This is a genomic window from Nocardia sp. CA-120079 (assembly GCF_050955745.1).
GTDB lineage: Bacteria > Actinomycetota > Actinomycetes > Mycobacteriales > Mycobacteriaceae > Nocardia.
In genome coordinates this window covers 2,195,384-2,211,287 of record NZ_CP192088.1, presented here as the reverse complement: position 1 = coordinate 2,211,287, position 15,904 = coordinate 2,195,384, and the positions used below count along the sequence as shown (strand labels likewise).

At 67.3% G+C, this 15,904-nt stretch carries 3 protein-coding genes; all 3 read left to right on the top strand.

Annotated elements, in window-relative coordinates:
- Positions 1 to 31: 31 nt before the first annotated feature.
- The 3 genes from ACQPYR_RS10200 to ACQPYR_RS10190 all read left to right on the top strand — a co-directional run bounded on the left by ACQPYR_RS10200 (position 32) and on the right by ACQPYR_RS10190 (position 15,858).
- Positions 32 to 1,129 carry an ABC transporter substrate-binding protein gene (locus tag ACQPYR_RS10200; RefSeq protein ID WP_433630401.1) on the top strand — a complete coding sequence of 366 codons (1,098 nt, stop codon included), beginning with the start codon at positions 32 to 34 and terminating at the stop codon, positions 1,127 to 1,129.
- Positions 1,130 to 1,848: 719 nt separating this feature from the next.
- Positions 1,849 to 2,307 (top strand): AMP-binding protein, encoded by a 459-nt coding sequence (locus ACQPYR_RS10195; RefSeq protein WP_433630398.1) that lies wholly within the window; start codon positions 1,849 to 1,851, stop codon positions 2,305 to 2,307.
- Between the two features lie 240 nt (positions 2,308 to 2,547).
- Positions 2,548 to 15,858 carry an amino acid adenylation domain-containing protein gene (locus ACQPYR_RS10190; protein ID WP_433630395.1) on the top strand — a complete coding sequence of 4,437 codons (13,311 nt, stop codon included), beginning with the start codon at positions 2,548 to 2,550 and terminating at the stop codon, positions 15,856 to 15,858.
- The last annotated feature ends 46 nt before the right edge of the window (positions 15,859 to 15,904 follow it).

Below are 15,904 nucleotides of genomic sequence, written 5' to 3'. Positions count from 1 at the left end.
GGCACCCACGCCACCCGGTACCCTCACCCGCATGCCGGTGAGCGCCCCTGTTCGCACCCGAAACCGCACGGACTCCCCCCGATACGGCACCGCCAGGAATCGCGCGGTCCGGCACGGGGGCACCGCGGTCGCCCTGCTCTGCGCCGCATTGCTGGTCGCGGGCTGCAGTCAGAAGGACGACGCCAGCTCGATCATTCGCACCACGACGAATATCGCGGGTGCCGGTGTGGTCGGCCTCGAGCGCGACACCTCGAAGGCCTGCCCGCTGCCGAGCGCACCGGATCCGTCGAACGGCAAGACCCGCACCGTCACCCACGCCGCGGGCACATCCGAGGTGCCCGCCGATCCGCAGCGCGTCGTGGTGCTGTCCACCTCAGCGCTGGACGCCACCTGCGCGGTCGGCCTGTGGGAGCGGGTCGTCGGCGCGGTTCCGATCGACGGACCCCGATCGCAGCCCATGTATCTCGGCTACGGCGTGCTGAAGATTCCCGCCGTCGGTTCGGCGGCACAGCCCGATCTCGGGCAGATCGCCGCCCTGCATCCCGATCTGATCATCGGCGATATGTCGAGCGGCCCAGGCGGTTTCGCCGCATTGCAGGCGATCGCGCCGACCGTACTCGCCGATCCCGACAGCGGTTGGCAGACCGAATTCAGCACGCTTGCAGCGGGCCTCGGCCGTCGCGCTGCCGCGACAACGGCATTGGAGAACTACCGCACCGAGGCACGTGAGACCGGTAATGCCTTGGCCGCCAGCCAGTCCCAGGCCTCGGTGGTCCGCTTCACCGCCGATCACGACCAGGTCCAGGGCAGCAATAGCTTCGCGGGACAGGTCCTCGCCGATGTCGGCGTACAGCGGCCGACCGCGCAGCGCGGCACCTCCTTCGACGTGACCGAGCAGGACCTGACGAAGGTCGAGGGCGACATCATCTACGTCGTCTTCGCGGGCGAGGCCGGTGAAGCGCACGGTAAGTCGGTGCTGCGCAGCGATGCCTGGAAGGATCTCGGCGCCTCCGCCGACAAGCGCGTCTTCGCGGTCGAAGACACCGTGTGGCACGGCGACGGCCTCACCGCGGCCCGCGCACTGCTCGCCGACCTGCGCACCAGCTTGAACGGTTTCGTCACCGACTGAGTCTTTGGCAGCGCCTTCGGCGCTGCGTGTTCGCGGCCCCCCGGTGTCTCGCGTCCGAGCCGTCGAGACTCGCGACTTCGTCGCATGCGCTTCGACGGCTCGGACGCGAGACGGGCCGCGAACGGTCGCTCGTAAGACTCGCTCCGTGGTGGTCGGTGATAGCGGATCGTTCGGCACCGATGTGTACGCGCCGGACGGTCGAGGCCCCTACCTCCAGCGCATGCGCTTCGACGGCTCGGAACGAGACGGGCCGCGAACTCCTCGCTCGTAAGACTCGCTCCATTGTGGTCACCGATAGCGGATCGTTCGACACCGACGCCTACGCGCCAGACCGTCGAGGCAACACCTCCAGCACATGCACTTCGACCACTCGGACGCGAAAAGGGCCGCGAACTCCCCGCTCGTAAGACTCGCTCCGTGGTGGTCACCGATAGCGGATCGTTCGACACCGACGCCTACGCGCCGGACCGTCGAGGCAACACCTCCAGCACATGCACTTCGACCACTCGGGCGCGAGACCGGCGGCGAACTCCTCGCTCGTAAGACCGCTCCGTTGTGGTTTCGGGTTGCTTCGTCGGTCGGTCCGACACACCTTGGGTATGGATTCGCTCACCCTTGGAGTGCTCCCACCAGCGCTTGGGTTGCTGTCGCCAAACCCTCCCGGCAGCGAGATTAGAAGGGCATCGAAAACAAAGACGGAACCTGTGAGGGGATCATAAATGAGCACTCTGGTCGAAGCGCCCGCCACCAACGTCATCCAGCTGCAGCCGCGCCTGCGGAAAGCGGCCGAGCTCGAGCTGTGTGCGGTCCCGAACAACTCCGGGACGCTCGCCAACGTCGAGCTGGATCGGTGGGCGAACCGGCTGGCCCGAGTGCTGATCAACCGCGGCGCCGCCGTGAACACGCGAATCGCGCTGGCGATCGACCCGCAGATCGAAACCACGGTTGCCGCATCCGCCGTTGTCAAGCTCGGGGCGACTCCGGCATCGGTGGCCGAGGACGCGACCGCTGTCTCCGGTGCTTACATCGGCATCACCACCAAAGCCCGCCGCCCTGAGCTCAGCGATGCCATCGACTGGCTGCTCCTGGACGACCGCTCGACGCTGCAGCGCTACCTGGTCAGCTCCGACGCCCCGATCACCGATGCCGATCGGCTGACCGAGCGGAAGTCCGCCTGACCCGCTATTCAGCCTGCGCGCCCGAACCCACGGAGTTCGGGCGCGCTGCGGCGCGTATGCCAGGGCCAAAGGCGGCAGCGCCGCGCGGCAACTCAACTCCCTGGGACGGCGTCGATCGAACACAGTGTTGTCAATACGCCTTCGGTCGGCTCGGCACCGGTCCAAAATGAACTTGCTACTACGCGACGGTCGGGACCAGCGGTGCACCACCGCTCCAGACGTCAGAACGCAGGTGTGCTTATGCAACAGCCATCGTCCTCGAACGGAAAAATAGGCACCGCACCGCCCGACAGCGCGTTCCCGCTGTCGGCGGCTCAGCGCGGCATCTGGTTCGCCCAGCACATCGCGGGCGATACGCCTATCTCGATCGCACAGTACGTCGAACTGATCGGCGAACTCGATCTCGACGCACTCGCCGCGGCCGCCAAGCAGACCGGGCGCGAGTTCGGGACCGGATATGTCCGGCTGCTCGATGTCGAGGGTCAGCCGTACCAGCTCGTCGACACCACCATTGCCGACGAACTCACCATCATCGACCTGCGCGATAAACCCGATCCCGAGGCAGCGGCACATGCCTGGATGCGCGCGGAGTACTCGGCGCCGCTGGATCTGATGCACGACCGATTGGTCGCGGTGGCCATGCTGCGGCTGGCCGATGACCACTGGTTCTGGTACTCGCGCATGCACCACATCGTGCTGGACGGAATGGGTGCGCTCGCACTGGTACAGCGCACCGGCGAGATCTACAACGCGGCCATCGAGGGCCGCGAGGCGCCGCCCGCCAAGGCCGAACCACTGCAGAAAATAGCCGAAGCCGATCTGGCCTACCGCGGCTCGGACCGATTCGACGCCGACCGCGAGTACTGGCGCGAGCATCTGGCCGGGATGGCCGACCCGGTCAACCTCGCGGGTCGCGAGGCCGATGTCGACGCGCCGCCGAGCCGGGTCTCGGGCGCACTGCCCGCCGCGACGGCCGAATTGCTCGATACCGTGGCGAAGGCGGCCGGCTCGAACGCCGCGCCGACCATCGTCGCCGCCTTCGGCGCCTATCTCGCCGCGATGACCGGTGCGCCCGAAGTGGTGCTGAGCCTGCCGGTTTCGGGGCGCACCACGGCGGCACTGCGCCGCTCCGGCGGCATGGTCGCCAATGTCGTTCCGATGCGCCTGATGTTGTCACCGACCACGACGGTCGGCGACGTGATCCGGGCAGCGCAGAGTGAGCTGACCGGGGCGCTGCGCAGACAGCGTTACCGGCAAGAGGACATCGTCCGTGATCTCGGCTGGTCGATGGACGAGGCTTCGTCGTTCGGTCCGGCCGTCAATTTGATGATGGTGGACACCAGGATTCAGCTCGGCTCGGTCACCGGACGACTGCACGTACTCACATCCGGGTTGATCGATGACGTGTTCTTCAACCTGTATCCGGGCGTCGGCGGCGAGAGCACCCACATCGATCTGCAGGGCAACGGAAACCTGTACAGCACCGATGAATTGGCGGCACACCATGCTCGCTTCTTGATGTTCCTGCACGCGTTTCTGGCCGCCGGACCGGATGCGCCGCTGAGTACCGTCCAGGTCGTCTCCGCGCAGGAGCAGGATCGGCTGGTGCCCGCGCGCGGACCCGAGGCGGTCACACCGCGCACCCTTCCCGAAATCATCGCGGCCGGTGCCGCACTCGATCCGGAGGCGGTGGCGCTGCGCGGCGGTGACACCAGCATGACCTACCGTCAGGTCGACGAGTACACCAACCGTCTGGCCCGCGTGCTGATCGCGGCGGGCGCCGGACCCGAACGCACCGTCGCGATTTCGATTCCGCGTTCGGTCGAATCCGTCCTCGCCACGCTCGCGGTGGCGAAATCCGGTGCGGCGTTCGTCCCCATCGACCCGACCTATCCCGCCGACCGGATCGAGCATATGGTCGGCGACAGCGGGGTCGTCGCGGGCTTGACCGTGCATCCGGCGCGAAAGTCCTTGCCGGACCGCGTGAATTGGCTACTGCTCGACGACGACGCGACGGCCGAAACGGTGGCAGCGCAAGATTCGGCGGCGATCACCGATGCCGAACGCCGTGGACCGGTACGCCTGGATCAGATCGCCTACATCATCTACACCTCCGGATCGACGGGACTGCCCAAGGGTGTGCTGGTGTCGCATCGCGGCCTGGCGAATTTGGTCACCGGTTCCGGCGCCGGATTCGGTGTCGACGCCGATTCGGTAGTGGCCCACGCGGTTTCGCCGAGTTTTGATATTTCCGTCGAGGAGATCCTGGTCACCCTCGCCGCGGGTGCGACGCTCGCCGTCGTGCCGCCGTCGGCGTATGCGGGCGAGGAGATGGCCGAAGTTCTACGCGTGCACCGGGTCACCCATCTCAATGTCACCCCGGCAGTGGTGGGCTCGCTGGACCCGGCGACGCTGCCGGATCTGCGGACGATCGTCGTCGGTGGTGACGCGTGTCCGCCGGAGTTGGTGACCACCTGGTCCGGGCGGACGCTGTTGAACGGCTACGGGCCCACCGAAACCACCGTCACCGTGACCTTGAGCGGGCCGTTGCGCCCCGGCGGGCCGGTGACCATCGGCAGCATCGTGCTCGGCGTCACCGCTGTCGTGCTCGACCCGTGGCTGCGGCCGGTGGCCCGCGGCGCGGTCGGTGAGCTGTATCTGGCCGGCGCGGGCGTCGCGCGCGGCTATCACCAGCGCAACGGGCTGACCGCCAGCCGTTTCGTGGCCAACCCGTACGCGCCGGGTGAGCGGATGTATCGCACCGGCGATCTCGTGCGGTGGACCGCAGACGACGAACTGGAGTACCAGGGCCGCAGCGACTTCCAGGTCAAGGTGCGCGGGTTCCGCATCGAACTCGGCGAGATCGATGCCGCGCTGCAACGGCAGCCCGATGTCGACTTCGCACTCACCATCGGCGCGAAGACTCCCACCGGAGTGACCGCACTGGTGGCGTACGTGCTCGGCAAGCCCGGCACCGAGATTCACCCGGAGGCACTGAAAGCCGCTGCCGGTGAAACGCTTCCGGCCTACATGGTCCCCTCGGTCATCATGGTGCTCGACAGCATTCCGCTGACACCGCTCGGCAAGGTGGACCGCAGGGCCCTGCCCGCACCGGATTTCAGTGTCCGAGCCGTGGTGAGCCGGGCGCCGTCGACGCCGCGCGAAGCGGCACTGGCCGACTTGTTCGCCGACGTCCTCGGACTCGAAACGGTCGGTGTCGACGACAGCTTCTTCGCACTCGGCGGTGACAGTATCGTCTCCATCCAGCTGGTATCGCGCGCGAAGGCCGCGGGGATCGGCTTCAGTGCACGAGATGTGTTCGAGCGCAAGACCGTTGCCGCGCTGGCCGCGATCGCGACCGACGTGCGCGCGCAGACGGTCGACGAACTGCCCGGCGGCGGGGTCGGCACCGTTGAGCTCACGCCGATCGTGCACGCCATGGTGGAGCAGGGACCGACCTGGAACCGCTTCGGTCAGGCCGTCTTGATCGGTCTCCCGGAGGCTTTCGGCCGCGACCAGCTCAGCGCCGCGGTCCAAGCGCTCATCGACCATCACGATGTGCTTCGCTCCACCCTGCGGCACACCGAGCAAGGCTGGGAATGGGTTGTCGCCGAGCGTGATTCGATAACCGCCGATGATTTGATCGAGGTAGTCGCGGTCGACGCGGACTCCGACGACAGCTACGAACGCGAATTACAACAGGCGGCGGATCTGCTCGATCCCGAGGCGGGTGTCGTCGCGCGCTTCGTGCTGATCGAGCGGGCGGGGGCCGATCCACTGTGCTGGCTGGTGCTGCACCATCTGGTGACCGACGGCGTCTCCTGGCGAATCCTGTTGCCGGACCTGGCGATCGCGGCGGCGGGCGGCGCACTCGCGCCCGTCGGCACTTCGTTCCGGCGGTGGGCATACGGTCAAGCCGAACAGGCGCCCGAGCGGGTGGCCGAACTGCCACTGTGGCAACAGATGCTGGCCACCCCGGATCCGGTCATCGGCTCGGCGGCACTGGATCCCGCGGTCGACGTCGTCGCCACCATGGGCCAGTGCCGGACCACCGTCGACCCCGAGATCGCCAATACGGTACTGGCCACCCTGCCCGACCAATTCCATTGCGGCGCAGATGATCTTCTGCTCACCGGACTCGCCCTCGCGGTGAGCCGCTGGCGCGATCGCAATACCGCACTGCTCACCCTGGAAGGCCACGGCCGCTCCGAGACGCTGCTGCCCGGCGCCGATATCGCACGCACGGCAGGCTGGTTCACCAGCATCTACCCGGTGGCCATCGATGTGACCGGCATCGATCTCGACGACGCGTTCGCCGGTGGCGCCGCGGCGGGCACCGCGATCAAGAAGGTCAAAGAACAGCTGCGTGCGGTGCCGGACAAGGGCATCGGCTACGGCATGCTGCGCTATCAGCATCCGGAGTCCGCCGCCGCCCTCGCCGACGCGCCGATCCCGCAGCTCAGCTTCAACTATCTCGGCCGTGCGCTCACCGGCGGGCACGCGGGAGCGTGGCTGCCACAGCGTTTCGCGGCGACGCACAACGAGTCGGCGCCGCTGGCCGCGGTCGTCGATATCAATGCCGTGCTCACCGATGTCGGCTTGGAGGTCACCTGGGCCTACGCCACGCGGCTGCTCGACGAGGCGGATGTCGCTCAGCTCGCCGAGCTGTGGTCGCAGGCGCTGCGCGCGCTCGCGGCGCACGCGGGCTCGCCGGGCGCGGGCGGACGCACCCCGTCCGACTTCGAACTGGTCCCGGTGCGGCAACAGCAGATCGAGAGCTGGGAACGCGCCTACCCGAATCTCGTCGACGTCTGGCCGCTTTCGCCGTTGCAGTACGGTCTGCTCTTCCATGCGCTCTACGACACCGATACCGCCGACGACTACACCGTCCAATCACTGCTCACCCTGGCGGGCACCGTCGACGCCGCCCGCTTGCGCAGTGCGGCACAGGCCTTGTTGGAGCGGCACGAGAACCTGCGCGTCGCCTTCGCCGAAACCGACGACGGTCCGCGCCAGCTCGTTCTCGCCGGCGGCGAAATCCGCTGGCACGATATCGATCTCACCGATATCGCCGACGCCGACGAACGCGACCGCGAACTCGACCGCCTCATCGCCCTCGATGCCCGCACCCGATTCGAACTCGACCGCCCACCGCTGATCCGCTTCACCCTGATCCGCACCGGGACCGATATCTATCGGCTGGTCATGACCAATCACCATCTGGTGCTGGACGGCTGGTCGACGCCACTGCTGGTGCGCGAGCTGCTGACGCTCTACGTCACCAGGGGTGACACCTCCGCACTGCCGCCCGCGCACTCGTACCGGGAGTTCCTGGCGTGGCTCGACGAGCAGGACAACGAGGCCTCGCTCGCGGCGTGGACGCAATCGCTGGCCGGCGTGGATTCGCCGACGCGCGCGGTCCCTTCGCTGGCCGGGATCGAATCGACCGAGGCCGGAATGATCACGCACGACCTGACCCGGGCCACGGTCGAGCGGCTGGAGACCACCGCACGCGAATCCGGCGCGACGGTGAACACGGTGGTGCAGGCCGCATGGGCGATGCTGCTCGCCATGTCGACCGGGCGCACGGATGTGGTGTTCGGCGGCACCGTATCCGGTAGGCCACCGGAGCTGCCCGGTGTCGAAGAGATGGTCGGACTGTTCATCAATACGCTCCCGGTACGGGTCCAGCTCGATCCCACGGAGAAGGTCGCCGACCTGCTGACCCGCATCCAGGCCGAGCAGGCGCGCCTGCTGGACCACCAGCATGTGGGGCTGGCCGCCATCCACCGGGCCGTCGGCCTCGCCGAACTCTTCGACACGCTCACCGTATTCGAGTCGTATCCGATCGACCGGGAGGCGCTGTCGAAGGCGCTCGATATCGCGGGTATGCGGGTGCTCGATATCGCGGGCACCGACGCGACGCCCTACCCGTTGGGCCTCATGGTCATTCCGGTACACGGCGAAGACGGGCACGACACACTGCGCATCAACCTGAAATTCATGGCCGACCAGCTCGATCGCACGGCGGCACAACCACTGCTAGAGCGCTTCGTCCGGCTACTGACCCAACTCGCCGACAATCCGAATGCCCTCGTCTCCCAACTGCAATACTGCGACGACGCCGAACTGGCGACACTGGCACCCGTGCGCGGTGCGGAATCGGTTCCGCCGCAGACACTTCCGGACATCCTGTCGGCGGCCGCGCGCATCGATCCGGATGCCATCGCGATCACCGCGGGTGATCTCAGCATGAGCTATGGCGAACTCGACGCCTGGTCCAACCGTTTCGCCCGGGTACTGCTCGGTCGCGGTGTCGGTCGGGAGGTCTTCGTCATACTCGCACTCACCCGATCACTGGAATCGGTGGTGGCCGTCTGGGCGCTGGCCAAGTCCGGTGCGGCCTTCCTACCGCTGGATCCGAGCTATCCGGTGGAGCGGATCGAGCACATGCTCACCGATTCGAAGGCCCCGATCGGCGTGACGGTTACGGCGACCGGTGAGACACTGCCCGGCACCATCGACTGGCTCCTGCTCGACGACCTGAACACGATTCGACGAGTCATGCTCGTCTCCGACGCACCCATCACAGACGAAGAGCGCGGCGGCCCTATCAATATCGACCAGACCGCCTACCTGATCTATACCTCGGGCTCCACCGGTAAGCCCAAGGCTGTCCTGGTCAGCCATCGCGGCCTCGCGAATATGGCCACCGCACAACAAGACGGCCTCGAACTCGATCCCTCTATCAGTTCGCTACAGGTCGCTTCGCCGAGTTTCGACGCATCGGTCATGGAGTTGCTGATGGCGCATTCGACCGGTGGCCGCCTGGTGGTATCGCCACCGGATGTCTACGGCGGCAGCGATCTCGAACATCTGCTGCGCACCGAACGGATCACCCACGCCGCGATCACGCCGTCGGCGCTGGCGACCATGGAACCGACCGATCTGGCCGACCTGCGGGTGCTCGGGGTCGGGGGCGAGGCCACCTCACCCGAACTGGTCGACCGGTGGGCGGTCGGGCGGCGGATGGTGAATCTGTACGGCCCCACCGAATTCAGCGTCTGCGCGACCAGCCCCGCCGAACTGCTGCCGGGGAAACCGATCACCATCGGCGGGCCGATCCGCGGCGCGTCGAATTTGGTGCTGGATACCTGGCTGCGCCCGGTACCGGTGGGCATCGCTGGTGAGCTGTACCTGGCCGGTCCGGCGCTGGCGCGTGGTTACTTCAATCGGTTCGAGATGACCGCGGCGCGCTTCATCGCGAATCCATACGGCGCGGCCGGGGAAAGAATGTATCGGACCGGCGATATGGTCCGATGGGTCACCGGTGCCGATGACGCGCTCGAGCTCGAGTATCTGGGCCGCAGCGACTTCCAGGTCAAGATCCGTGGTTTGCGGATCGAACTCGGCGAAATCGATGCCGTGCTCGCACGCGACGAACAGGTCGAATACGCGGTGACCATCGGCGTCACCGGTCCGGCGGGCGCGACCGTGCTGGTCTCGTATGTCCTGCCGACCACGGGCACCGAACTCGATCCCGAGCGCCTGCGGGAGCAGGTGGCGGCCGAACTGCCCAGCTATATGGTGCCCGGATACCTGGTCGTGCTCGACGACATTCCGCTGACCCCGGTCGGCAAGCTGGATCGCAAAGCCCTTCCGGTGCCGGACTTCTCGGTGGAAAAGCGGCCGTATCTCGCGCCGCGGACACCGGTCGAGCGAGCGGTCGCCGAGGTATTCGGCGAGGTGCTCGGCAGCGAGCAGGTGAGCGCCGACGAGTCGTTCTTCGAACTCGGCGGTAATTCACTCAGCGCGACCAAGGTTGTCGCCCGGATCAATTCGTCCCTCGGCTCCACCATCGCGCTGCGCGATCTGTTCGACGCGCCGACCGTCGCCCAACTGTCCGCGCGGGTCATCCCGGCCACCGACGGCAAGCCGGGCCGGTTCACGCTCGCACCACGCATCCGTCCGGACCGGATTCCGTTGTCCCCGGCCCAGCAGCGCATGTGGGTCCTCAATCGGATGGACCCGGCCTCGCCCGCGTACAACATCGCGGTCGCCTTGCGGCTCACCGGAAACCTCGATGTGGCGGCGATGCAACATGCGCTCGCCGATGTGGTCGAGCGGCACGAGAGCCTGCGCACCATCTACCCCGCCGATGCGGAGGGACCCCGTCAGGTGGTGATCGGTACGGCGGCCGCCGCGCCGGAGTTGACCGTGATCGACACCGGAGACACCGCGGCCCTGCGCCATCGGATCAATGCCTTGGCGGGCACCGGATTCGATATCGCCAAGGAGCCGCCGCTGCGGGTCGGCATCTTCCGGATCGGCGACGGTACCGGTGCGAACGGCAAGGGATCGGTGCCGGTGTCCTCCGGCGCCGGCGCGGGCGTTCCGCCGGTGTCGTCGCACGCTTCGATGGATGTTCCGCCGGTGTCGTCGGGTCCCCTCGTGGCCGAGGCGCCAGTTGTGGTCGAGCCCCCCTCGGTGCATGTCGTCGTGCTCGTGGTCCATCACATCAGCGCCGACGGCGCCTCGATGGCGCCATTGGCTGCCGATCTGGTGGCTGCGTACTCGGAGCGGACCAGCGGTGCCGACACGACCCGCGTGCCGCTCGGCGTGCAGTACGCCGATTTCGCGCTGTGGCATCGGGAGTTGCTCGGTGACGAGTCGGATCCGGAATCGCTTGCGGCACGGCAGATCCGGTACTGGTCCGATATCCTCGGCGGTGCGCCGGACGTGTTGGAGCTGCCCGCCGATCGCCCGCGCCCGGCAGTGCAGTCGATGCGCAGCGCCGACGTCGATTTCACGCTGGACGCGCAATTGCACAGCGCCATCATCGAATTCGCGGCCGCGAACAATGTCAGCGTATTCATGGTCGTGCACGCCGCGCTCGCGGTGCTGCTGGCCCGGCTCGGCGGTACCGACGATGTCGTGATCGGCACGCCCGTGGCCGGCCGTGGCGAGGAGGCGCTCGACGAACTCGTCGGCATGTTCGTCAATACGCTGGCCCTGCGCACGCCGGTCGATTCGGGAACCGGCTTCCGGCAGTTCCTCGCGACCGTACGGGCCGCGGACCTGGATGCCTTCGGCAATACCGATGTCCCGTTCGAACGGCTCGTCCAGGTGCTCAATCCGACCAGATCGACCGCACACCACCCGATATTCCAGGTGTCACTGTCACTGCAGAACTTCGTCGAACCGGTCCTGGAACTGCCCGGATTGCGGTTCGAGGTGGAGGATTTCGATCGCGGCGCCTCGCAATTCGACCTGACGCTCGACCTGCGTGAACGTTTCACCGCAGACGGCCCGGACGGCGTCGAGGGTGTATTGACCTACGCGACGGACCTTTTCGACGAAGCCACGGTGGCGACCTTCGTCGATCGATGGCGTCGCGTGCTCGCCGCGATCGTCTCGGACATCGATATCCGCCTGGCCGATATCGATATCCTCGCCGAATCCGAACGCACCGAACTGGTTCCGGTGCGCGGCACCGGGACCGCGGGGACCACCACCCTCACCGACGCGCTCGCCGCATCGGCCGCCTCCTATTCGGACCGCCCGGCTTTGGTCGCCGACGGACGCACGACGACCTACCGTGAACTCGACGCTCAGTCGAACCGGTTGGCTCGTCTCCTGCTCGAATCGGGCGTCGGCACGGAAACCGTCGTGGCTCTCGGCCTGCCCCGCTCCGCCGAACTGCTGATCGGCATGTGGGCGGCCGCGAAGGCCGGTGCCGCCTTCCTGCCGGTCGATCCGAAACATCCGGTGGACCGGATCGATCACATGCTCACCGATTCCGGTGCGCGGGTGGGCCTCACCCTCGCCGCCTATCGGCCACTGCTGCCCGACAGCACCGAATGGCTGGTGCTCGACGATGCCGAGTTCAGCGGCCGCCGACAGGCAGCAAGTGACGCAGCGTTGTCGTCGCGGTCGATCCGTCCGGACAATCCCGCCTGGATGATCTACACCTCGGGTTCGACCGGAACACCCAAGGGCGTCACTGTCTCCCATCGCGGTATCGCCGACCTCATTGCGGCCCAACGGGAATCGCTGGGCGTCGACGACCACTCGCGGGTATTGCAGGTCGCCTCACCGAGTTTCGACGCATCGGTCTTCGAGGCGCTGATGGCATTCGGCTCCGGCGGCGCGTCGGTGGTTGCGCCGCCGGAGGTCTTCGGCGGTAGCGCACTCGCCGAATTGATTGCCGCCGAACAGGTCACGCATATGGTGATCACGCCGTCGGCACTGGCCACCATCGATCCCGCCGAGGTGTCGAGTGTACGGGTGCTCGCCGTGGCGGGCGAGGCGGTCGGCGCCGAATTGGTCGAACGCTGGTGCGCAGGCCGGAGCATGGTGAATCTGTACGGTCCGACCGAATTCACCATCTGGGCAACAGGTTCCGCGCCGCTCGCCGCGGGTACGCCGGTTACCATCGGTGCGCCCATTCGTGGTGCTGCCGTACTGGTCCTGGATGATCGGCTGCGTCCGGTGCCCGTCGGTGTCGCGGGCGAGTTGTACCTCGCGGGCTCCGCGCTGGCCCGCTGCTATCACGCCCGGCCGAGCCTGACCGCCACGCGCTTCATCGCGAATCCCTTCGGCGGTCCCGGCGAACTCATGTACCGCACCGGCGACCTGGTGCGCTGGATTCGGGCGGCCGGGTTGGAGTTGGAATACATCGGCCGCACCGACTTCCAGGTCAAGGTGCGCGGTCAGCGCATCGAGCTGGGTGAGATCGACGCGGTTCTCGGGCGCGCGGACGGGGTCGACTTCGCGGTCACCCTCGGCGTTCCCGGTCCCACCGGATCCACGGCGCTCGCCGCGTATCTCGTGCGCAAGCCCGGTATCGAACTCGATATCGCCCGCGTGCGCGCGTTCGCCGCCGATACCTTGCCCGCGTATATGGTGCCCGCCGCGTTCGTGGTCATGGATGCCATCCCGCTCAACGCCGTGGGCAAGCTCGATCGAAAAGCATTGCCGGAACCGGAGTTCGTCGTCGAGGAGACCGAGTACCGCGCTCCGACGACTCCCACGGAGGAAATCCTGGCGCAGATCTACGCTGAGCTGCTCGACCGCAACAAGGTCGGCGTCGACGATTCGTTCTTCGCGCTCGGCGGCGACAGCATCATGGCGATCAAACTGGTTTCCCGCGCGAAAATGCACGGCATCCAGTGCACGCCGCTGCAGGTCTTCGAACATCGCACGGTCGCCGCATTGGCAGCTGTGGTGTCCGGGCCGGTCGTGACGCTCGACGAACTGCCCGGCGGCGGAATCGGCGAGTTGCCACTCACCCCGAGCGTGCACGAGCTGGTCGAGCGTGGCGGCGAGATCGACCGCTGCGCGCAGTCCGTGGCGTTGGCACTTCCGGTCGGCGTCGAGCGTGCGCAACTCGTCGCGACACTCGCCGCGGTGGTCGATCGCCACGACATACTGCGCTCGCGGCTCTGGCGAGCCGAGGACGGCTGGCAGTGGCGGGTCGACGAACCGGGCTCGGTCGATGTGGACGCGCTGGTGCACCGCATCGAATACGATGCCGGAGCCGACGCGCTCGATCTGCGCGAATATGCCGCCACCGAGCTGGATTCCGCGGCAGATCGGCTCTCCCTGGCGAATGGCATTGTGCTGCAAGCTGTCTGGCTCGATCCGGTCGGCGATGCCGGAGCCAGGACGCGATCGGGCCGCCTGATCGTGGTTGCGCACCGACTCGCCGTCGACAGTGCGTCGTGGCGAATTCTGGTGGCGGACTTGATCGCCGCGTGGGCGCAGGTTTCGGTCGGGAACACACCTGTGCTCGCCGACGTCGGTACGTCGATGCGCCGGTGGTCGCATGCCCTCGTCGAGGAGGCACGGACCGAACGGCGCAGCGCCGAAGTCGAGTACTGGCAGGACATGATCGCCGGTCCCGATCCGCTGATCGGCTCCCGTGAGCTCGATCCGGCGATCGATCGGGCGCACACACTGCGCACGGTCGGATTCGAGGTTTCCGAGGAGGTCACCACCGCACTGCTCGCCACGCTGCCGGAACTGTTCCAGGGCGCGGTCACCGATGCTCTGCTCGCCACGCTGACATTGGCGCTGGTGCGGTGGCGGGATGCGGACGAGCCGACGGCTCTGCTGCGCTTGGCGGGCGACGGCAGGCGGGATGTGATCCCGGGTGCGAATCTGAATCGGACACTCGGCTGGTTCACCAGTATCTACCCGGCGCGGCTGGATCTGTCCGCGATCGATATCGATGATGCCTGCGCGGGCGGTGCGGCGATGGGCGCGGCGATCCGCGCGATCAAACACCAGCTGCTCGCGGTGCCGGACAAGGGCATCGGATACGGGATGCTGCGCTACCTCGATCCCACTGCAGCAGAACAACTTCCGACTCGACTGCCGGGCCGGATCAGCTTCGAATACCTCGGTCGGCACTCGGATGTCGATATTCCCGCCGGACTCGAAGGGCTCGGCTGGTCCGCCACCGGCGAATTCGGTGACCTGCGCGCCGATGAGCATCCCGAACTGCCGGTCGCGTCGGCGATCGAGATCAGCGCGGTCGTCATCGATGATCGGTTACACGCGGATCTCCGCTTCCCGGAAACACTCGTGGACCGCTCCGAGATCGCCGAGTTGTCCCACTTGTGGTACGAGATTCTCAGTGCGGCAGCCCATTTCGCGCATACTCCGGCGGCGCAGCGCGCGGCCGACGAGGAAGCCGCGACGATAGCCGCACAGGTCGCGGCACGCGAAGCCGCCGCCGCACCGGGCGGACTCGGTCTCGATGTGCTGCTGCCGATCCGGCTCGGCGGCACCGAGCCCGCACTGTTCTGCATTCACTCGTCGTCCGGAATGTCCTGGAGTTACTTGGGATTCGCGGAACGGCTGCGGCCGGGCCGCCCGATCTACGGACTACAGGCCCCGGAGCTCAGCGGCCGCGAACCGGCGGCGCGCTCCATCGAGGAGTCCGCCGACCGGTACATCCGCGAAATCCGCGCCGTCCAGCCGAACGGGCCGTACCACCTGCTCGGCTGGTCCTTCGGTGGCCTCATCGCACACGCCATGGCGGCGAAACTGCAGGCGGCGGGCGAAACCGTCGGTGTCGTGGCACTTCTGGACAGCGACCATGCCGATATCGACAGCGATTCCATCGAACAGCTTTCCGCGGGCGCATTCGTCAATACCTTCGGCGCGATCTTCGGCATCGAAGATGTTCCCGCCGAGGCGAGCGCCCAGGAGGCCGCCGAACTCATCGAGGCCCGGCTCGGTATGGAACTCATCGACGCCGAGATCATCGAGCGAATGGCGGCTTCCTACAACGCGGCCGCGCGCACCCGCACCGGCTACCACCGCCCGGTCTACCGGGGCGACCTGCTCTATTTCAGCGCCACCGTGGACAGCTCCGATATGGTCGGGCCGGACGGCTGGCGGCCCTACGCCTCCGGCCGGGTCGTCAACCACGATATCGACCTCGCCCACAACGACCTGACCTCGCCGCACGCACTCTCGATCATCGCGCCGGTACTCGATGAGCACCTCGCGGCGGCGCCGACGCCGGAACCGGGCACATGACCACCACTCACAGCTTGCTCCCAGCCTGGGCCCACATGCCGCCTAG

Coding starts and splice junctions, on each gene's coding strand:
- ACQPYR_RS10200 (WP_433630401.1), top strand. CDS start 32: ATGCCGGTGAGCGCCCCTGTTCGCACCCGAAACCGCACGGACTCCCCC.
- ACQPYR_RS10195 (WP_433630398.1), top strand. CDS start 1,849: ATGAGCACTCTGGTCGAAGCGCCCGCCACCAACGTCATCCAGCTGCAG.
- ACQPYR_RS10190 (WP_433630395.1), top strand. CDS start 2,548: ATGCAACAGCCATCGTCCTCGAACGGAAAAATAGGCACCGCACCGCCC.